Source organism: Massilibacterium senegalense, from assembly GCF_001375675.1.
Taxonomy (GTDB): Bacteria; Bacillota; Bacilli; order Bacillales; family Massilibacteriaceae; genus Massilibacterium; species Massilibacterium senegalense.
The window spans coordinates 343,472-363,880 of record NZ_LN831785.1 but is presented as its reverse complement, the minus strand read 5'-3'; the positions used below and the strand labels follow the sequence as shown (position 1 = coordinate 363,880).

The 20,409-nt window shown below is 34.3% G+C and carries 20 protein-coding genes and 1 riboswitch; of the genes, 15 read left to right on the top strand and 5 right to left on the bottom strand.

Going from position 1 to position 20,409, the window contains the following annotated elements; all coding sequences use genetic code 11:
* The first annotated feature begins 86 nt into the window (after positions 1-86).
* The 3 genes from BN1372_RS02575 to BN1372_RS02565 all read left to right on the top strand — a co-directional run bounded on the left by BN1372_RS02575 (position 87) and on the right by BN1372_RS02565 (position 2,752).
* On the top strand, positions 87-962 hold the full coding sequence (locus BN1372_RS02575; RefSeq protein ID WP_147515325.1) for a hypothetical protein: 876 nt from the start codon (positions 87-89) through the stop codon (positions 960-962).
* A gap of 50 nt (positions 963-1,012) precedes the next feature.
* Positions 1,013-1,555 (top strand): methyltransferase, encoded by a 543-nt coding sequence (locus BN1372_RS02570; RefSeq protein WP_074018107.1) that lies wholly within the window; start codon positions 1,013-1,015, stop codon positions 1,553-1,555.
* A gap of 414 nt (positions 1,556-1,969) precedes the next feature.
* Positions 1,970-2,752: a hypothetical protein gene (locus BN1372_RS02565; RefSeq protein ID WP_062197296.1), complete on the top strand. Its 783-nt coding sequence runs from the start codon at positions 1,970-1,972 to the stop codon at positions 2,750-2,752.
* 61 nt (positions 2,753-2,813) lie between these two features.
* Here BN1372_RS02565 and BN1372_RS02560 read toward each other — a convergent pair whose 3' ends face one another.
* Positions 2,814-3,986 (bottom strand): cytochrome P450, encoded by a 1,173-nt coding sequence (locus BN1372_RS02560; RefSeq protein ID WP_062197295.1) that lies wholly within the window; start codon positions 3,984-3,986, stop codon positions 2,814-2,816.
* Positions 3,987-4,121: 135 nt separating this feature from the next.
* Between BN1372_RS02560 and BN1372_RS02555 the strand changes: the two genes are divergently transcribed.
* The 6 genes from BN1372_RS02555 (at position 4,122) to BN1372_RS02530 (ending at position 9,249) form a co-directional block, all read left to right on the top strand.
* Positions 4,122-4,814: a response regulator transcription factor gene (locus BN1372_RS02555; protein WP_074018106.1), complete on the top strand. Its 693-nt coding sequence runs from the start codon at positions 4,122-4,124 to the stop codon at positions 4,812-4,814.
* Positions 4,804-6,156 carry a sensor histidine kinase gene (locus BN1372_RS02550; protein ID WP_062197294.1) on the top strand — a complete coding sequence of 451 codons (1,353 nt, stop codon included), beginning with the start codon at positions 4,804-4,806 and terminating at the stop codon, positions 6,154-6,156. Before BN1372_RS02555 ends, BN1372_RS02550 begins: the two co-directional genes overlap by 11 nt.
* 71 nt (positions 6,157-6,227) lie before the next feature.
* The gene (locus BN1372_RS02545) at positions 6,228-6,848 is read left to right on the top strand and encodes a ferritin-like domain-containing protein (RefSeq protein ID WP_062197293.1); all 621 of its coding nucleotides are present in this window, start codon (positions 6,228-6,230) and stop codon (positions 6,846-6,848) included.
* Between the two features lie 151 nt (positions 6,849-6,999).
* Positions 7,000-7,680, top strand: coding sequence for a YfjL-like protein (locus BN1372_RS02540; RefSeq protein WP_062197292.1), 681 nt, complete (start codon positions 7,000-7,002; stop codon positions 7,678-7,680).
* Positions 7,681-7,884: 204 nt separating this feature from the next.
* On the top strand, positions 7,885-8,628 hold the full coding sequence (gene map, locus BN1372_RS02535) for a type I methionyl aminopeptidase (RefSeq protein ID WP_062197291.1): 744 nt from the start codon (positions 7,885-7,887) through the stop codon (positions 8,626-8,628).
* Positions 8,629-8,790: 162 nt separating this feature from the next.
* Positions 8,791-9,249 (top strand): OsmC family protein, encoded by a 459-nt coding sequence (locus tag BN1372_RS02530; protein WP_062197290.1) that lies wholly within the window; start codon positions 8,791-8,793, stop codon positions 9,247-9,249.
* A gap of 126 nt (positions 9,250-9,375) precedes the next feature.
* Here BN1372_RS02530 and BN1372_RS02525 read toward each other — a convergent pair whose 3' ends face one another.
* On the bottom strand, positions 9,376-10,254 hold the full coding sequence (locus tag BN1372_RS02525; protein WP_062197289.1) for a LysR family transcriptional regulator: 879 nt from the start codon (positions 10,252-10,254) through the stop codon (positions 9,376-9,378).
* 163 nt (positions 10,255-10,417) lie between these two features.
* Here BN1372_RS02525 and BN1372_RS02520 point away from each other — a divergent pair, with 163 nt between their 5' ends.
* Positions 10,418-11,365 (top strand): DMT family transporter, encoded by a 948-nt coding sequence (locus BN1372_RS02520; RefSeq protein ID WP_062197288.1) that lies wholly within the window; start codon positions 10,418-10,420, stop codon positions 11,363-11,365.
* Between the two features lie 401 nt (positions 11,366-11,766).
* Here the strand turns inward: BN1372_RS02520 and bacA are convergent, their stop codons facing one another.
* Entirely contained in the window at positions 11,767-12,576 is an 810-nt protein-coding gene (gene bacA, locus BN1372_RS02515) for an undecaprenyl-diphosphate phosphatase (RefSeq protein ID WP_062197287.1), read from the bottom strand.
* Between the two features lie 232 nt (positions 12,577-12,808).
* Here bacA and BN1372_RS02510 point away from each other — a divergent pair, with 232 nt between their 5' ends.
* Complete coding sequence (locus BN1372_RS02510) at positions 12,809-13,933, top strand: AI-2E family transporter (protein WP_062197286.1); 1,125 nt, start codon at positions 12,809-12,811, stop codon at positions 13,931-13,933.
* A 26-nt stretch (positions 13,934-13,959) separates the two neighbouring features.
* Here the strand turns inward: BN1372_RS02510 and BN1372_RS02505 are convergent, their stop codons facing one another.
* Together BN1372_RS02505 and BN1372_RS02500 are read right to left on the bottom strand one after the other, a co-directional pair.
* Positions 13,960-14,796, bottom strand: a complete 837-nt coding sequence (locus BN1372_RS02505) for an HAD family hydrolase (RefSeq protein WP_062197285.1) — start codon at positions 14,794-14,796, stop codon at positions 13,960-13,962.
* A gap of 93 nt (positions 14,797-14,889) precedes the next feature.
* Complete coding sequence (locus tag BN1372_RS02500) at positions 14,890-15,813, bottom strand: lysylphosphatidylglycerol synthase domain-containing protein (RefSeq protein ID WP_147515324.1); 924 nt, start codon at positions 15,811-15,813, stop codon at positions 14,890-14,892.
* A gap of 262 nt (positions 15,814-16,075) precedes the next feature.
* Here BN1372_RS02500 and BN1372_RS02495 point away from each other — a divergent pair, with 262 nt between their 5' ends.
* The 4 genes from BN1372_RS02495 to BN1372_RS02480 are packed head-to-tail and all read left to right on the top strand — an operon-like array spanning position 16,076 to position 19,916.
* Positions 16,076-17,008: a metal ABC transporter solute-binding protein, Zn/Mn family gene (locus BN1372_RS02495; protein WP_062197283.1), complete on the top strand. Its 933-nt coding sequence runs from the start codon at positions 16,076-16,078 to the stop codon at positions 17,006-17,008.
* A 14-nt stretch (positions 17,009-17,022) separates the two neighbouring features.
* The gene (locus tag BN1372_RS02490) at positions 17,023-17,769 is read left to right on the top strand and encodes a metal ABC transporter ATP-binding protein (RefSeq protein ID WP_062197282.1); all 747 of its coding nucleotides are present in this window, start codon (positions 17,023-17,025) and stop codon (positions 17,767-17,769) included.
* A gap of 16 nt (positions 17,770-17,785) precedes the next feature.
* Positions 17,786-19,015, top strand: coding sequence for a metal ABC transporter permease (locus tag BN1372_RS02485; protein ID WP_074018105.1), 1,230 nt, complete (start codon positions 17,786-17,788; stop codon positions 19,013-19,015).
* A gap of 22 nt (positions 19,016-19,037) precedes the next feature.
* Positions 19,038-19,916, top strand: coding sequence for a metal ABC transporter permease (locus tag BN1372_RS02480; protein WP_062197281.1), 879 nt, complete (start codon positions 19,038-19,040; stop codon positions 19,914-19,916).
* A gap of 327 nt (positions 19,917-20,243) precedes the next feature.
* A riboswitch (SAM riboswitch) is annotated at positions 20,244-20,353 on the top strand.
* Positions 20,354-20,409: the final 56 nt, after the last annotated feature.

The following is a 20,409-nucleotide window of genomic DNA, read 5'->3' as shown; positions in this document are numbered from 1 at the left end:
GTAGAAATAACAGTTGTTTTTTATTCCTCCTTTTCGGGAAATAAATAATACATGAGACAATATGTAAACGAAAAGAAAGGAATTTTATGATGAAAAAAATAGGGTTATGGATGGCAATTATGCTTCTTGCATTATTAGTAGGATGTTCGTCCAAAGAATATGAAGCGGATATTAAAGTAGGAACAAAAGCGTTGGAACAACAACGATATGAAGATGCGTTAACATCATTTGAAGAAGCGCAAAAAGTAAAAGATACGAAAGAAATAAAAAAGTATATAACATTAACGAAACACCTAATGACAAGCGAACAAGCGTATGAAAAAGGAAGCTTTCAACAGGCAATAAAAGAGTCGGATAAAATTATAGCACAACAAACAGAGGATGAAGTCATTAAGATAATGCAAGGGGAAGCGCGTAAAATAAAAAGACAGGCACAATCAACGAACGAAGAATATGAGTTAATGAAGAAAAAATACCGAGAAGCGAATAATTTATTTTACGAAGATGAATTTGAAAAAGCACAGTTGCTTCTTACATCTATAATGAATACAACATCAAAACATCCGAAAATAAAAGAAGTGGTAGCAGATGCAGAAAAATTACAAGCACGCATAGAGGAACAAACAAGTAGTACGACAGAAGAGGAAACAACTCAACCGAATACACCGAACAATCCAGTGAATAGTCAACCAACAAAACCGCAACAACCAGAAAAACAAAAAGAATCCAAAAATATTTCAAAACAAGATGCGGTACAATTAGTTCGCACACATTTGAAATTAGATGGTCGAGAAGAAGTGAAGGTAGAATATGACCATGATAATGCAAAAGGCGATTATGTGATTCATGTGTATGAAATTATAATGGATGATCCCGCGACTGGAGAAGGACATACTGCAACATGGGGATGGTACGGTGTAAATCCATCCACGAAAGCAATCTATGATGCGATGAATGAATAATGAAAAGAATTGGCTGGCAAAGCCAGTTCTTTTTTTCGTGAAAGAAGGAGATGAAAATAATTATAATCAGTTTATCCCTCGTTGTCTTGATTATTTTTGTCATCGATTCTATTCGTAACGGGATTACTCCAATGCCAACGAGTAAAAAAGTGAAAAATGTGTTACTACAAGAAGTAAAACAACAACAACGATACGGAGAAATAGTTGAACTTGGAGCGGGATGGGGAACGTTAGCTTTTCCTCTAGCCGCCGATCATCCGAAAAATCATGTCATAGCTGTAGAACGAGCTCTTTTCCCGCGCCTTTTTATGCAAGTCCGTAAGTTATTTACAAAGGAAAAAAGAGTACAAATTAAGAATCAATCTATTTATGACGTAAACGTAGAAAATGCGAATCTAATTGTTTGTTATTTATACCCAAAAGCAATGGAACGGCTACAAGAGCAATTTAAAAAACAAATAAAGGATGAGAAAATGATCATTAGTCATACGTTTGCAATTCCTAATTGGCATCCTGTAAAAGTAATCACGGTACCTGATATGTACCGAACAAAAATATATATCTATCAAATAAGGAATGGGAAAGAGGTTTAATAATGAGAACGAGCGACCATATTATGTTGGAGTGATTTTTGAAATCTTTATCTAGAAATAAACAAAAAGTAGTGATGTATAGTCAGATAATAGCCGTTGTGTCTATATGTTACCAATGAGTTTGAAACTTTTTTTGTTACTATTTTCTGTTTTTATTTTTTATGAATGGGCAAAAGTAGAATGGAAAAGTTTTTACTATTTATCTTTTATCAACATCCATGGACGTTTTGTTGATTTTGCTAGTGTGGAAAAAAAAGGCGGTACTTATTTTCATGACACCAGGAATAATCATTCATTTATATGTATTTGTGGTGTATGATCTATTGCAATTCGTCTTAATATTTAATATGGGGTTTTTTCTTCTTGGTGGTTTTACTTCCTTTTAATGAGATTATAAAAGTAGGTGGTGATAGGTTGATTCAACAATTTTATAAAAAAAAGATGAAGGCATCAATTGTTAGTTTTAGTATTGTATTTTCTTTAGCTATTCTTGTTTATGTGGTGAACCTTCCTGTGTACAAAGAAGCAGTCTTTCAAGCTGGTAGTATCGGAATTTTTTCATGTGTGTTTTTGGTGTCTTATTTTCATGCTAAGAAGCAACTACAACGATTTTCAGCCATTACGAATGTTCCACCGCGTCAACCTTTGTTACATACGACATCATTAATCTATCAGAGAATGCTTTTGCAATTTTGGTTGTTTGATGAGCAAGGAACATATGTAGGGATGATTCAACCAAGTAAAATGTCACTATTTGCACGCCTTTTATTTTTTATTTCTGAAGGGACTTTTTTATCTTTTTATCCAGTCACGTTTGTTATGTACGATGAGCAACAAAAGATAGTTGGTAGTTTCACGAAAAAGAGAGCGTGTGTAACAGTATATAATGCTAAAAACCAATTGATTGGAAGACATAAACAACATCAATGGAAATCGCTCGTTCATATTACTGGTTTTCTAGAAGATGCAGCTGGAAATAAATTATTCGAAACAAATGTACAAGGATCTTCTGGTAGTTTTACAATAAACGATACAGATGGTCGCTTTTGGGCCTCTTATTATCAAGGAAAAATGCCAGTTTCTTTGCAACAACATTTCAATGAATATCAATTGCCATATATTTCATTTGGGAGTGATTTAACAGAAGATGAAAAAATAATAATTATAGCGTTAACGTCGATTTGGATGTTGCTATAAAAAAGTAAAAGACGGGATATTATTTTTGTATCCCGCCTTTTCATGTAGAAATAAAGATTCATCATATAATAGGTAAGCTAGCTAACGCTCGAAATCCAGATAAATGACGCCACTGAACAGTTTCTTCTGCTAGTTGAAAAGACGGGAATTGAGTAAGAAAATGCTCGATTGCAATTTTTGCTTCCAGTCTTGCTAGTGTTGCACCTAAACAGAAATGATTGCTTATTCCAAAAGCGAGATGAGCATTTGGTTGTCGCGAAATACAGAACGCGGATGGTTGGTCAAATACGTTTGGATCCCTGTTAGCAGCTCCCAGTGAAATGTATACATGATGATCTTTTTTGATGTTTACATTTGCTACGGTACAATCTATCGTAGCTTTTCGTACAATCATTTGTGTGGGGCTTTCATATCGTAGTATTTCTTCCACAGCACTTTTGATTAGTGCTCTATTTTCTTTTAACTTTTGTAATTCTTCTGGGTGTTGGAATAACGTATAAATCCCGTTACTTATTAAGTTGACCGTTGTTTCTTGTCCCGCAATTAATAATAAAATACAGGTAGCTAATAGTTCTCTTTCTTCCATTCCTTCGATTATTAATTTACTAATCAAATCTTCGCTAGGATGAGTTTTTCTCTCTTTTATCAAATGATTAAAATAGCGCATCAGTTGAAAGACAATTTGTTTTCCTTCTTCTAAAATGGCTTCATCTCTCGTTAAATCAATCGTTTGAATGAGTGTGTTCGACCAATGTCGAAACATTTCACGGTCAGCAAGTGGGATGCCTAATATTTCAGCAATAACTAAACTCGGTAGTGGGAATGCAAAATCTCGAATAAGATCAAATGTTTGTTTTTTAGAAGCAATGGTCAAAAGTTCTGTTATGGTTTTTTCTATAAAGGGAATAAAGTGATGAACCATCTCATTTGTAAATACTCGGTTCAACATCATACGCGATGGTTGATGGTTTGGGTAATTTTTAAATAAAACCATGTCTTTTTGTAAACGAGCCAATATTTTTTGTGGAGTTGGTGTAAAACTTTGAAATCGTTGATCGGTTAAAATGGTGATTGCTTCTTTGTATCCAGTTACCATCCAGCCTTTATGTATACTGTTTTGTACCCATGTAATAGGGTGATAACTGCGTAGTTTTTCGTAATAAGGATATGGATTTTGAAGGTAATCACGCTCGGTTGGATTAAAATTTAGGGAAGTGGTGGAGGAGAATGTCATAGGAAAACCCCTTTCTAAAATTTGTTAACTATATTAATTATTAGGTTAACATATATAGAGGAATAAAAGAAAGGGATTTCGGATATCTTTCTTTTGCCTTTATAATGAAAGAAAAAAGTAAAGAAGGGATACCTAGTGCCAAAAGTGTTAATTGTAGAAGATGACCAAGCGGTATGTGAGATGTTGCAATTATTTTTACAAAATGAACAATATACGGTGGTTGTTTGGCAAGAAGGAACTGGTGTCATAGAGATTGTGCATCAAGAACAGCCAGATTGTATGTTGTTAGATTGGATGTTACCAGGAAAAAATGGGTTGACGATTTTAAAAGAAATTCGTGCATTTTCGATGGTTCCAATTATTATGTTAACCGCAAAAGATACCGATGCTGAACAAGTATTAGGGTTAGAAACTGGTGCAGATGATTATGTGACAAAACCATTTAGTCCTTTTACTTTATTAGCAAGAATAAAAGCTGTTTTAAGGCGATCAGCTCCTATTGAAAAAGCACATCATATCGTACAAGGAAACGATTACATTATGGATTTGGATACATTTGAAGTGGTGTTGCAAGGGAAAAAAATCGAGCATTTAACGGCAAAAGAATTTCAGTTGCTGTCTTTTTTGGCGGAACACGAAAAGCAAGTTTTTTCGCGGGAACAATTAATTGAAAGGATATGGGGATTTGATTTTGTTGGGGATGATCGAACGGTGGATGCTCATATTAAACGTTTACGCAAAAAAATTCATACACCATCCAAGTCATGGATCCATACAGTTTGGGGCATTGGCTATAAGTTTGATGAGGATGTTTTAGATGAAATTTAAATTTTTCCATCGTTTTCTTTTAAGTCATTTTATTGTTGTATTATTTGTTATTTTCATTGTGTATACGTTTATTTTTTTTATGACACCCCGCTTTGTGTACGATATGAAGGTAAAAGATTTGCTGCACTTTGGGAACTATTTGTTAACACAGCCATCGTGGTCTGAAAGTGAGCCCTTTTTAGAAACAACTATCCGGATAAAAGAAGTGCAAAAAGGAGAAAATGTTGCCAAAGGGTGGAATGTAACAAGTAAGGAATGGCAACGGTTAAATGAAGGGGAAACGTTATCTTTTCAGCGGGAAAGACGTCATTTTCAAACGAAAATGACAGTGGTGATTTTACCGATAAAAACAAATCAAGCACTCATTCTTTCAATGCCAACAACGGAAACGGATCAATGGATTAAAGAAATTCGTGTCGTGTTAACGGTTGTGTTTTTACTGGCGCTCATGATTGTATTTCTTATTAGCTACTTGTTAGCGAAACCGATGCAAACAAGAATTGGCTCGTTGCAAAAAGCAACAAACGATATTGCAGACGGAAAATACGACATCAGAATTTTAATTAGTGGTTCGGATGAATTAACCGATTTAGCACTAGATATTAATAGAATGGCAGAACAATTAGAGAAAAAGGAAGCTGAATTAAAACGAATGGTTGTATTACGTTCACAGTTTTTAGCAGATATTTCGCATGAATTAAAAACTCCCCTTACGTCGATTCGCGGTTTAGTCACAGCATTGAGACAAAATATTGGAAATAAAGAAGAACAAGAGCGAAGCTTATTTTTGATTGAAAATGAAACATTACGGTTGATTCGCCTCGTTCATAGTGTCATGGATCTTGAAAAAATACGTAGTGGGGAAATGGAGTTACACATGGAGCAAATCGAATTATATCCGTTTTTATCCGACATAGTAGAGCAAATGGAGTATTCGATTGATGAACGAAAAACACTCTTCCTTCAGCTTGAGGTACCGAAAACATTATATGTAGAAGCGGATGAAGATCGTTTGAAACAAATGATGATAAATTTAATTCGCAACGCGATTCAATTTACGGAAAAAGGAACGATTACGGTTCGTGGGAAAGAAGAAAACGATAGGATGTTCCTTTCTGTGACGGATACGGGAATCGGGTTAACAAAAGAACAACAACAAGATATTTTTGAGCGTTTTTATAAAGTAGATCCGTCTCGAACAAAAAAAGAAGGTGAGGTGGGCATTGGTTTATCGGTTGTAAAACAATTAGCACTCGCTCATCACGGGGATGTTCAAGTGGAAAGTAAAGTAGGCGAAGGTTCGTGTTTTACCATTGTTCTACCTAAACTACAAAAAAACTAAAAAGTCTACCTTTCGTCATGGTTTCGTCATATCTATTTCGTATGCTTGAAATAGAAAAGGAGAGGATGAAAATGAAACGAAAAAACATGTTGTTCCTAGCGATTTCTGTCATCGCGATTTTTGGTATTGCTTTAGGGGCTATGTTGTTTAACGGAAATACCACTGCAAAAGCAACGGAAGAAAAAGTAACGGTAGAAGAAGTATTACGTTATGCAATGAATGATGAACAAGAAGCGAAAGCAACGTACGGAGCAATCAAGGAGAAATACGGAGATGTTGCACCGTTTAATCGAATTATTCAAGCAGAAGAACGACATATTACGTTATTAGAACCGTTAATGGATAAATATAATGTGACCATGCCAGAAGAAAAAGTAGAAATAAAAGAAATTCCAGCAACATTAGAAGAAGCATATGCATTAGGAGTAAAAGCGGAAGAAGAAAACATTGCTATGTATGAAGCATATTTACAAGAAGATGTACCAGACGATGTAAAACAAGTGATGACACAATTAATGAATGGTTCAAAAAAACATTTACAAGCATTTACACGAGCAGCAAATGGTGAATTAATGCAACAAAATGGAGCAGGACATGGGAACATGAATGGGAATGGTCAACAAGGTGGAAAAGGCATGCAAGGAAATGGAATGAAAATGCAACAACAAAATGGCGATTGCGTTCAAAATTAAAGTAACAAGCGTGAATTCTTAGGTGAATTCACGCTTGTTTTTATTTGTTCATTCAGAAAAGGAAATATGGTAAACGTTGTTGAATCAAAGAATAGAAGTCAACATAATGTAGTAATAGCCAATCGTTAATGGATAGGGGAGGGAAGCGTGAATGGAACGTAAAATGAAACTAATTATGATTCTTTTGATTATGGTTGTAGTCCTTTTGTTTATTGTATATAGTGTGTTTTTTGGATTGCCTTGGAAAAAGGCATCTACTGCTAAAAAGCTAGAAACATATGTAGAAGAAAAGTATGATATTCAAGTGGCGAAAAAGGAGACATATTATAATTTTAAAAATAACTCATACGGTGCAAAGTTTGTAAGTAAAACATCACATTCTGTTACGTTTTTAGCAGAAACAAACGGAGAACAGTTTATCGATTATTACCCAGAAGCCGTTTGGAAACGACAACTTTCTAATGATATAAAGCCTGAAATTCAAAAAGTGTTTTCTCAAATTGAAAATATAACGATAGAAGGTACATACGGTCTAGGAGAAGAACTAGGGATACAACAAAAGATTCCAGCTTATCAATCAGTGAATGGAGAGTTCATCGTACTGATTCATTTAACCAACAAGTGGGATAAAGAAGTAGAAGAAAAAGTGATTGATTCTACGTATCAGCTTGTACAGGTTTTGCAGGAAAAAGAAATAAACAATGTTTCCATTCACGTACAAGGTAAAGAAAGTAAAGAAGGAGAAACAGCGCCATATATCGACATTCCTTTTAAGAAAATCAGAACGATTCAAGAGAAATCAGATATTGAAACGTATGTGACGAAGGAGTAAAAATATTGCTGTAACGATGATGAACGAGATAGAAATCCCCCATCAGGAGGGTTATTTCTGTTAATGAGTGATAAACATAGAAGTAAAGCAAGCAAAAACATCTCCTTGTTTTGCTTGCTTTCTCATGTTTAGAACGAATTATTTTGAAATTTTGCTGTGTTTTATTTATGATAAAGGAAAATAGAAGTGAAAAGGAAGTAAATGATGATTATTCAAAATGAAGAAGACTTACAAAAATTAAAAGCAGTTGGTAAAGTAGTGGCAACGATTCGTGAAGAAATGCGTGCGCAAACAAAGCCTGGTGTGACAACAAAACAATTAGATGAGTTGGCAGGTTCTTTATTCGAAAAATTCGGTGCGATTTCTGGTCCGAAAGCAGAATATGATTTTCCTGGCTATACGTGTATTAGTGTCAATGATGAAGTTGCACATGGCATACCCTCTGATTACGTTATCCAAGAAGGAGATTTAGTTAATATTGATGTCTCAGGTTCTTTGGACGGTTATTATGCAGATACAGGTGTCTCTTTTGTCGTTGGAAAGGGTAGTGCAGAGTTAGAAGCCTTATGTGAAGCGGCTGAAAAGTCTTTTTATGCGGCGATGAAAAAAGTGAAAGCTGGTTCGAAACAAAGTCAAATTGGACGAGCTGTTTATGCAGAAGCTAGTAAAAATGGCTATGAAGTTATTTTAAATTTAGCGGGTCATGGTGTCGGAAAATCGTTACATGAACCACCAGAGTTTATTTTAAATTATTACGACCCAGCGAATCATGCGTTATTAAAAGAAGGACAAGTATTAGCGGTGGAGCCGTTTATTTCAAATGGAGCAGACGAAGTAATAGAATCTGGGGATGGTTGGACGTATAAAACACCAGATGGGAGTTTCGTAGCTCAACTAGAACATACAATTATCGTGACAAAAGGAGAACCGACTATTTTAACACGATAAAAAAAGGAAGAACAGCATAATATTTCTAGATAGATGGAGAAAGAATGTCTTTTTTCATCTAATATTTTAACTTTAAACCTACTAAAACCATTTGTTTTGTTAATTATTCGTGTTATACTAAAAACAAAATAAAAAAGGTGAATGATCATAAGGAGTGGTAACATGACACAAAAATCAACGTTAGTAAAAGTAGTAGCAAAAGGGTCATGGCAAGGTGGCGTAAAAACGAGTAATAAAATTCGTCATTTTGATCCCGTAATTATGGATGAACCTACTGCATTAGGTGGAACAGATCTTGGTCCCAATCCGATGGAATATGTAGTAGCAGCATTGAATGGATGTAAAGGTGTCATGATTCCTTTAGTTGCACAAGAACAAAACTTCCAATTTACGAATATAGAATTCGAAACGACGGGCATTATTGATACAAAAGGATTGATGGGAGAGGCAGATGTTTCTCCGCATTTTCAAAAAATTAGATTTACCGTTCATCTTACAACGAATGAGTCAGATGAAAAAATAGAAAAATTGAAAAAAGAAGTAGAAAGACGTTGCCCAGTGTACAATTTATTTGTTTCGGCAAATATTCCAGTTGACGTAAAATGGGTGAAGGTGAATTAAAAGAAAAGGTCATACTCCGAAATAAAGAGTATGACTTTTTTATGCATGATGGTAACGGTGTGTATCTAGTGTAGTTTGAGGAAGCGATCCTAAAAGTGCGTGAACAGTACATGTAGGATCATTTTTTTAATAGATAAATGAATCACGTGGTTCATTTCGACATTGGTTAATGGTTTCAATAAATTTATTCATCGTAACCGAAGCATAAGAGTCGGCTCGTTGGATAAAGACAGTAGAAATGATGCTGTATTTTTCCGGGATAGAGTGGCAAACGATGAGTTGTTTTTTTTCTAATCGTTTAATGGTTGATTTAGGAACTAATGTCACGCCTAATCCAGAAACAACACTTCCTAAAATGGTTTCTAGTGTACCAAATTCCATCATTTTTTTTGGCACAATTCCTTCATCTCGTAACCATTCTTCTAATTTTGCACGGTATCCACAACCAGTGCTAAACACTAAAAGGGGTTTCGTTTTTAAATCTTCAACGGATTGTAACTTGGAATGGGAAATTAAGACAAGTTCTTCTTCGAACACAGGATGTTGGATTAAATCATGATGTGTAGGAAATCCAGAAACAAACGCGCCGTCCAATTGATGTTCTAATACTTGATCGATTAAGCGCTCTGTTACGTCTGTGACGAGAGAAAGGTCTACATCCGGGTATTTTTGATTATACGAAGATAGAATAATGGGCAGTTTAATCACTGTTTCTACAGACCCAATGTCTAACTTTCCTGCTGGCTGGTCAGCGTGCTGCATCGCTTTTTTCATTTCATTCATAAGAGAAGTAATCTTTTTGGAATAGACGAGTAATTTTTTCCCTTCTGGATTTAAAAACATCCCTTTTCGATGCCGATGAAATAAAGAAGTTTGCAACTCTTCTTCTAACTTCTGAATTCTTGCCGTGACATTTGATTGAACGTAATTTAGCTCTTTGGCAGCTTTGCTTATACTTTCGTTTTTTGCGACACTTTCAAAAATTCGTAAGTCTTTTATATCCATTTTTCACCCTTACTTTCATAGTAAAATAGTTTAGAAATGTTTAAATATATTTCTATTATCATTTTAAATGATGGTTATTATCATTTTTAATCGTTTTACATGATATCTTATTATGCAGTTAAATAAAAGTAAAGAGAAAATGAAGCAATAGGGGGGAATATGGGTGAAAGATCAGTTATTAAAAGGTGCGCTTCTTTGTTTAATTGCAAGTGTATCTTGGGGGGCGATGTTTCCTGTAGCAGATCGTTCTTTTCGCTACATTGATCCATTCTACTTTACGATTATCCGCTATTCGGCAGTTACAATTTTATTACTTGTAGTGTTATGGATTAAAGAAGGAAAGCAAGCATTTAAGCTAGAAGGAAAAGGTTTATCGCTTTGGTTTTTTGGGACAATGGCATTTGCTGTTTATAATTTGCTAGTATTTTGGGGACAACATATGTTAGGACAATCGGGCGTTATTTTAGCATCTATCATGGAAGCGTTAATGCCGATGATTTCTGTTATTTTACTTTGGGTGTATAAAAAACATCGTCCACAACGTTTTACGATGTTATGCATTATTGCAGCATTTATTGGGGTATTCCTTGTCATTACGAAAGGGGATGTGACGAGCTTTTTTGTTGGCGGTGCTCAAATTGTTCCTGTCTTACTTATTTTTATTGGTGTGTTAGGTTGGGTAGTGTATACGTTAGGTGGCAATCATTTTAGCGATTGGTCTGCTCTTCGCTATTCCACGTTAAGTTGTTTATTTGGGACAGCAACTGCTGGTATAGTCGTCGCAATTACAACATGGGTTGGATATACACCTGTACCAACAATGAGTAATCTAGTGAAAATTACACCAGAAATGTTATTTATGATTATATTCCCAGGGTTTATCGCATTGTTGGGTTGGAATATTGGAGTAAGTATTTTAACGCCAATTAACGGTATTTTATTTATTAACTTTGTACCTATTACAACGTTTGTTATCTCCATGATGCAAGGATATCAAATGACTATTTTTGATTTTGTCGGAACTCTTCTCGTGATTATTGCATTAGTAAGTAATAATATTTATCAAAGAAATGAGTTATCTAAATTAACTCGTCGACAAACTGTTCAATAAGAAAGTTAGCAAAAAATGACGGAATTGTGGCAAATCTTCGAACAAAAAGAATGGAGATTTACCTATGGAAAACAAAGAAAATAAAGAAAAATGAGGAAAAAAGTCGATTCAAAAATAGATACCATACAAAAATATCCCCATATTACTTAAAGAAAAAACCATTATAACCAAAAAAGTACAAAAAGGGCCGTTGCAAATATGATGAAAGTGTGATTGTTTGGAATGTAGTCACATTATATACTCACCTTAGAGGTTAATTAACAACTAAGGAGGGAATCTACATGCAAATCTTAGACGTATTATTACAATTAGTTTTAGGTCTTCTTGGCGGCATTCTTTAATTCTGTTCTTACATAAAGTAAAAAAGTTACTAGTATGCATACTAGTAACTTTTTTATTGTTTACAAAATAAAAATCCAAAATGCAAGTGCTAAGAAAAAACGATAAATGGCAAATGGAATTAAGTTTACTTTTGCAATAAGTGATAAAAAGAATCGGATAGCAAATAGTGCAACGACAAACGCCGTAAGGAAACCAGTGACAAATAAAGGGATATCACTTACTTGCAAATACGACCAGCTATCATAGAGGTCTTTTACTGTTGCTGCAAACATAATAGGTAAAGCTAAAATAAATGTAAACTCTGAAGCCGTTTTTCGATTTAAGCCTACTATTAATCCACCAGAAATGGTCGAACCAGACCGAGAAAAACCTGGCCATAATGCTAAACATTGAAACAATCCCATTAACAATGCTTGTTTGTATGAAATCGAATCAAGTCCCCTCACCTCGGTACGATTTTTATGAAAAACTTCCGCGAAAATCATTAATATCCCACCGGCAACTAAACCAATGACAACCGTTTTTGGAGAAAATAATGTTGTTTTAATAAAATCATGGAATAAAAATCCGCCGATGAAAAACGGTAAAATACCGATTATAATATGAACAAGGCGTAAATGAGAAGTGTGTTGTTTGTTTTCTTGTGCAATTGGTCCAACACCAATTAAACTTAATAATCGCTGCCAAAAGACAACGACAACGGCTAAAATCGAGCCTAATTGAATGACAATTTCAAATGTAGCAGCTCGGAGCCCTTCAAAATGAAGCAAGTGTCCTACTAATATTAAATGCCCAGTAGAAGAAACTGGAGCAAATTCGGTTAATCCTTCGACAATCCCTAAAATAAGGGCGATAATGATATCTTCCATATGAATCTCCTATCTTTTTGTTTTTTAATATATATGTATATTCATAGAAAATTAACGCTATTTTTCATGAATAGAAAAAAGATGAAACGAATGTGTTTCTTTTATCGTACCATAAAAAGAATCGTAATTATTTTTTCCTCGCTATCTAGTATCATTTAAAAAGATGTTTAAGACAGTGATAGAGCGGGCAAAATAAGAAACGTTGAACGATAAAAAAAATGGAGGAATATACATGCTAAAAAAGTTAGCAAGTACGCATACATTACGCTTATTAAGTGCTATTTTACTTATTCTATTAATTATTTTAGTAGGTATGCAAGTGAATTTTATTTTTAATCCAATTGTTATTTTTGTCAATACTTTTTTTGTTCCCGTATTATTAGCAGGAACCTTTTGTTATTTGTTAATTCCCTTAGTAGAATGGTTGACGAAATATGTAAAAAAACGAAGTCGAGCTGTGATACTTGTATTCTTCAGTTTTATTGGATTGTTTGTTCTTACTATTTCACAATTAATTCCCGCCTTAGTCGTGCAAATTCAACAATTGATGAAAGCACTCCCTAGTATGTTTAGTGGGGTTCGTGGTCATGTGAAAGATTGGCAATTGTACATCAATAGTCATCCAGAGATTGAACAGTATATTACAGATTGGTTAGAAAAAAATCAATGGAAAGATAAAGTAGCAGTCGTTGCACAATCCGTATTAGATGGAACATTTAGTCTTTTATCGGGTTCCATTTCAGTTGTATTTACGATTTTTGCGTCGTTTTTTATTTTATTTTTCATGTTATATGACGGACCAAGGTTTCCAAAAACGTTTTCGAAGCTTTTTCCTACAACCTATCAACCACAGCTTATTTTAATGTTAAAAGATGTACATACCGTGTTGCTAAGTTATTTAAAAGGACAAGTGATTGTTAGTTTTTGTGTCGGAGTGATGGCGTTTATTGGATATGCAATTATCGGTTTAGATTATGCTTTATTGCTTGCGTTTATCGCATTTTTAACGAACTTTATTCCTTACTTTGGTCCGTTTTTAGGTGCTGTTCCTGCTGTTGTGTTAGCCTTTTTACAAGAACCAGTAATGGCACTTTATGCGATTATTGTCATGGTGGTTGCACAACAAATTGATTCGAATATTATTTCTCCATACGTTCAAGGAAAAACATTACAAATGCACCCGTTAACCATTTTTATCGTGTTATTAGTAGCAGGAAATATTGCCGGCCTTGTCGGAGTTATGTTTGGGATTCCGTTTTATGCAGCAGCAAAAACTATTTTTCATCATGTACGAAAGATGATACAAATAAGGAAGGAACAAATGGAAGAAGCACCAGTAGAAAATGTAAAGAGTTGACAGTCGTCAACTCTTTTTTTAAAAAATTATAACATTTGATGAAGCGCAGGAATTAATTCTTGCGGATTTTCCAAATGGAGATCAATAAAGGAAGGATTTCCAATTTGGAACGGATCAATACAAATCGTTTTACAGTTTAATTGTTTAGCAGGAATAATTTCATTCACGAAATTATCTCCGATTGATAAAATACGGTTATACGGGACATCGTACATTTTTTGAATGTTTATTAAATGTTCTTGTGTATGAATTGGTTTTTTTGCACTAAAGATGTAATGATGAAAATAATCGTGAATGCCGATTTTTTTTAGAATAGCTCGTCCATCTTCTTCTGAACTGTTTGTCATTAATACGACTTTTTTTGTATGATATAGTTTAGCAAAAGTTGCATCTATTTGCTGAATAGGTGTCATTTTAAAATGATCACTCATCATATAACGACGTGTTGCAAAAAAAGATTGTAAAAATTGTTTTGTATCAATTTTGTAATAAAAAGCAGCAACTCCTAACAATTCCCATATATCACCAATAGGGAACAGTGTATCTGTTTTGATAGGGAATGATTGTTCATATTCTTTTGGCCATTTTTTTTGAGGGATTGGGGCTCCATTCCAATCAAAAACGTTCGTTACTGTATGATTGGAGTGATGGATAATCCATTGACGCATCACATCATAGACCGTCCCTACTTGTAAAGAATGTGTGCGGTTAATAATCGAATCATAATCATGATCAAATTTTTCATGATTATCGTTTGTTATTTGCTTTTTTAATTCTTCTTTTAAATGAAAAAACTGCTGATCATCATCATAAAGTGTACCGTCTAAATCAAAAACGAGTACATCTACGTTTTCTAAGCTCATTCGATCACCTTCTTTTTATTTAGAAATTATTTCTATTATAATAAAAAGAAGGATAAGAAGAAAAGAATTATGTGTTTTCCGCAAAGATAACGATTATTGGGCAGGACGAAATGTGGCACGAATCACTTCTACTGTTCCTAATAATAACCCGATTATAAAGGGAATCAAGTAATATACGAGTCGATATAAGAATATACTTGTTAAGACAATTTCTTCATCTAATCCTAGCGTTTGAAGTCCTACTAAAAGCATAATATCAAACGCACCAAATCCACCTGGAATTAAACTAAGTAAACCGGCTACAGAAGAAAGAAAAAATATACCGTAAAATGTTAGCAGTTGAACTTCACCACCAACCATAGATAAGCAGAAGTAAGCAACGGTAGCTGCTGCTAACCATTCTAGAGACGAAACAACTGTATATTGGAGTGTTAAACGAGGTGTTGCAATATTTTTTCCTTTTATGTGAGAAGAAATAATATAAAATGGTAAAAATAACACCACACCAGCTAAAACGAAATAAAGCCATGCATTTGAATGTAATAACGGTTGTCCATGAAAAAAATTAATGGCGACTAAAAAAGATAAAAAAGATAAGCCACTCATCATGGCCATCGTCATCCAGGCAACCCCTTGAATTAATTTCATTGGATTTGTAGTGTGTCCTTTGTATAAAAGAAAACGTACTCCAGCTCCGATTAAGCCGCCAAATCCTAAAATGCCATTTAACGTATTGGCAACCCATGAAACTCGGAATATTTTTGATAAAGAAATCGATATTTTCAACGAACGTACGAGTAATACATCATAAAAAAACATGATAAATACAGCGCTTATTCCTAAAAATACCGCAGAAAAAAATTGAATGGAAGACAATGATTTGAAGATTTTGATAGACTCCTCTATCGAAAGGTTGTCGAGTTCTTTTTTTCCTTGATAACATACAAAACTCAACACGCTTAAAGAGAAACATATTTTGGCGATTGTAGATATCCACTTTTTCTGTTGTACTTTCACCGCTATACACCTCTGATGTAAAACATTTTAATAACAACAAAGCCACAAACATCATACCATAATTATTATTAGAAAACATATAGGTCATTTATGAAAAAGTCTTGCAAAAAGAATGGTTATTTGTTAAAGTTTACTTTGGTAAACAATTTTTGCCTTAGGAAAAAAATAACGTCGTAGCTTTTCTTTTAAAAGAAAAGATTTTTTTTGCCCTAAAAGTTTACCTTGGTAAACAATTTTTAATAAGAGCAAATGGGAGGTTATGATGAATAAAAAAATATTAATGGCAATGATGGCGTTTGTGATTAGTTTTATTGGTTTAATTGGATGCACAAATGAAGAAAGTGCAAAAAATAAAAAAGAAACGTTAATCGTGACGGCAACTACTAGTCAGGTGGCAGATGCTGTGAAAAATATTGGTGGTGAATATGTAACAGTTGTTAGTTTGATGGGACCAGGTGTTGATCCTCATTTATATAAAGCAACACAAAGTGATATAAAAAAACTGCAAGAAGCAGATATTATTTTTTATAATGGTTTACATTTAGAAGGGAAAATGACAGATGTCCTTGCAAAGATGGATAAAGAAAAACCAACGTATGCGATTGCAGAACAAATTGACAAGTCTTTATTAAAAGAAGATAAGGAAGATGTTCGTATAGTTGATCCACATGTATGGTTTGATATTGATCTTTGGACAGAAGCCGTGAAGCAAGTAGAAGAAGGATTAATAGGATTAGACCCTGATCATAAAGAACAGTATCAAAAAAATGCAAAGCAGTATTATGAAGAATTAGCAGCGTTAAAAGAATATGCAAAAGAACGACTTGAAACTATTCCAAAAGAACAGCGGGTACTTGTAACTGCACATGATGCCTTTGGTTATTTTGGTGATGCTTATGACATGGAGGTAATGGGTTTACAAGGATTGAGTACGGATGCAGAGTATGGAATAAAAGATGTGCAAAAATTAGTAGATGTATTGGTAAATCGTCAAGTAAAAGCAGTGTTTATTGAATCCAGTATATCTGAAAAATCGATTCAAGCCGTAATAGAAGGAGCAAAAAAGAAAAATCACAACGTTGTGATTGGAGGAGAATTATTTTCAGATGCAATGGGAGAAGAGAGGACGGAAGAAGGAACATATGTAGGTATGTACAAACATAATGTTGATACAATTGTTCAATCTTTAAAATAAGGAGATGAAAACGGATGAAAGCGGTAGAGGTTGATCATTTAACCGTCGCATATCATAAAAAAGCAGTCTTACAAAATGTTTCGTTTTATGTACCAGCAGGAAAGTTAATGGGGATTGTAGGGCCGAATGGTGCTGGAAAATCTACACTTATTAAATCGATTCTTGAGTTTATGCCAAAAGTGTCCGGAACAATTAAAATTTTGGATCAGTCCTATTCACCAAAAAATAAAAAAGTAGGTTATGTTCCACAACGTGGTTCAGTTGATTGGGATTTCCCAACGAGCGCTTTGGATGTTGTCTTGATGGGGCGTTACGGCCATGTTGGTTGGTTTCATCGTCCGTCTAAATTAGATAAAGAAAAAGCAATGAGATGTTTGGAAAAAGTGGGGATGAGTGTATATGCAAATCGACAAATTAGTCAATTGTCAGGGGGACAACAACAACGAATTTTTCTTGCTCGTGCTCTGGCTCAAGAAGCAGATGTGTATTTTATGGATGAACCATTTGTGGGAGTTGATGCAGCTACTGAAAAAGCAATTATTGCCCTCTTAAATGAATTAAAAGAAGAAGGGAAAACAGTATTAGTTGTGCATCATGATTTACAAACAGTTCCAGAATACTTTGATTGGACATTACTTTTAAATCGAATGGTCATTGGATTTGGTCCAACAAAAGATGTGTTTACATTGGAACATTTACAACAAACATACGGTGGACAGCTTACTTTTTTACAAAATAAACAGGCGATTGTACAGTCATGAGGGGGGAGAGGAAATAGTGTTATTAGATGCTAATACACAATGGGTTTTAATAAGTACGCTTCTTCTTGGTATTGCGAGTGGAGTTTTAGGGAGCTTTGCTTACTTAAGAAAGCAAAGTTTAATTGGTGATGCGGTTGCTCATGCTTCCTTACCCGGTATTGCATTAGCCTTTTTATTGATTGGTGAAAAAAATCTTTTATTTTTAATAATTGGGGCTACCGTAACAGGATTGCTTGCTACTTATTTGATTCAAAAAATTACACTGTATTCTCGGTTAAAAGAAGATACAGCTATTGCTCTAATATTATCTGTGTTTTTTGGAATGGGTATTTTACTTTTAACAAAAATAGCCCAAACTCCTTCTGGAAATAAAAGTGGATTAGATAGTTTTATTTTTGGAAAGGCAGCATCTTTAGTCGGTACTGATGTTATTGTGATGACATCAACTGCTTTTAGTATTGTAGTGGTTACATTACTTTTATTTAAGGAATTGAAAGTAGCAACATTTGATCCTGCGTTTGCAAAAGGAATTGGATTACCAGTTGGTTTTTTAAACTTTTTATTTCTATCGCTTCTCGTTTTAACAGTTGTTGTCGGTATTCAAGCAGTTGGTGTGATTTTAATGGCAGCTTTACTTATTACGCCAGCACTCGCTGCAAGATATTGGACTGATTCATTAGAAATAATGGTATCCATTTCGGGAGCAATAGGTGCTGTATCTGGTGTCATGGGGACATTGATTAGTACATTACGCACGGGGCTTCCAACTGGACCTTTTATTGTTTTAACTGCAACTACTCTATTTGTTATTTCGATGTTATTTGCTCCGAAACGGGGTTTAATTGCCAAAAGAGTGCGGAGACAAGAAAATGATAAACGTTTATTAAAAGAATCATTGCTTGTTTTTTTGTATAGTTTGTCAAGGGAACAAGTATCAGCTCTTTCTTATCAAGATGCTTCGTCTTCATTTTATATGAAAGGGAAGGCATTTAATAAATTAGTAGCGTTATTAGAAGAAGAACAATGGATTGTTACTACGTTGGATATGATAATGCTAACAGAAGAAGGGAAACAAACAGCAGAAAAATTAAAAATTATCCAAACGTTAGAGCAACTTCAAGAAATGTATCCGAACGAGTTCATGAAAGTAGAAAGTAGAGAACAATTAATCGAAAAAAATTTTCAGTCGTTACAACAAATGGTAAAAAAGGTGAAAGCGTCTTACCCTTTTATGAAGGCAGAATAAATAAAAGAAAGGAGGAGTGTCCTTGAGTTATGAAGGTTGGATTATTGCAACAGGTATTTTAGTTGGCGTGACTTGTGGAATAGTCGGTAGCTTTTTAATTTTACGTCAAATTGCTATGTTATCGGATGCGATTAGTCATACTGTTTTATTAGGAATTGTGTTAGCTTTTCTCATTAGTCAAAGTGTGAATGGCATGTATATGTTGATTGGTGCAGTTATTGTTGGATTACTGACCGCCTTTTTAGTTCAGCTACTTCATCAACTTGGAACGATGCAAGATGCGGCAATAGGTGTCGTATTTACAACTTTGTTTGCAATTGGTGTTATCTTATTATCGCTGTTTGTTGAAAATGTTCATTTAGATGTAGAGCATGCATTAATGGGGGAAATTACATTTGTTCCTTGGGATACCATCCAAGTTCCCTTTTTAGGAGATGTTCCCCAAGCTGTTGTTTTGCTCAGTAGTGTTCTTTTTATAGATTTACTAATAATTTTTTGTTTTTATAAAGAATTTAAGATTACATCCTTTGATCCAAATATGGCAGTAGCAATTGGAATTCCACTCATGTTTATTCATTACTTATTAATGGGTATGGTATCCATTACGACCGTTGCTGCTTTTGATAGCGTTGGTTCTATACTAGTAGTTGCTATGTTAATCGCTCCAGGAGCTACTGCTTATTTATTAACAGATAAATTGTCCGTTATGTTAGTTTTTAGTGCTTGTATTGGAACGATTGATGCTTTATTAGGATACTATGTTGCTAGTTATTTCGATGTTTCGATTTCTGGAGCCATGGCATCTATGGCAGGCTTTATCTTTTTACTTGCATGGCTATTTTCTCCAAAGTATGGTTTAGTTTCGAAAAAGATAGCACATCTTTTTTTATCAAAAAATTAGTGGACGTTGAACCCTCTTTAACAGGTAGTAAGACCCCAATAGTATTGAAACATAACGAAGCGGGGAATTAAGTTGCCGTAATAAGACGCCTAGTTGCAGACGCAAAGAGCACGCTTTTTTACTAGGAGCCTTATTGCTTTTTCGTTGAACAAACTCCTATTGCTTTCGAGATAATAAAAGATAGATAAGTGCATTAAACATTGTTAGGAGAAGGATGAAAGCCTCTACTGATAGAAGATTTCTTTATCGTAAATTTTACTTGACGTTTTTAATATTAACAAATATGATAAGAATAGATTGAATTAAAAAAACAGAATAATCAGTATTATCTTATCAAGAGTAGGTGGAGGGAATTGGCCCAATGAAACCCGGCAACCAATCGTTATTGCAAGATACGGTGCTAAATCCAACAGAAATTACATTCTGGGAGATAAGAGAGACACTCGTCCTTTATCTCTTTCATACATGATGAAAGAGATTTTTTTGTTTATTA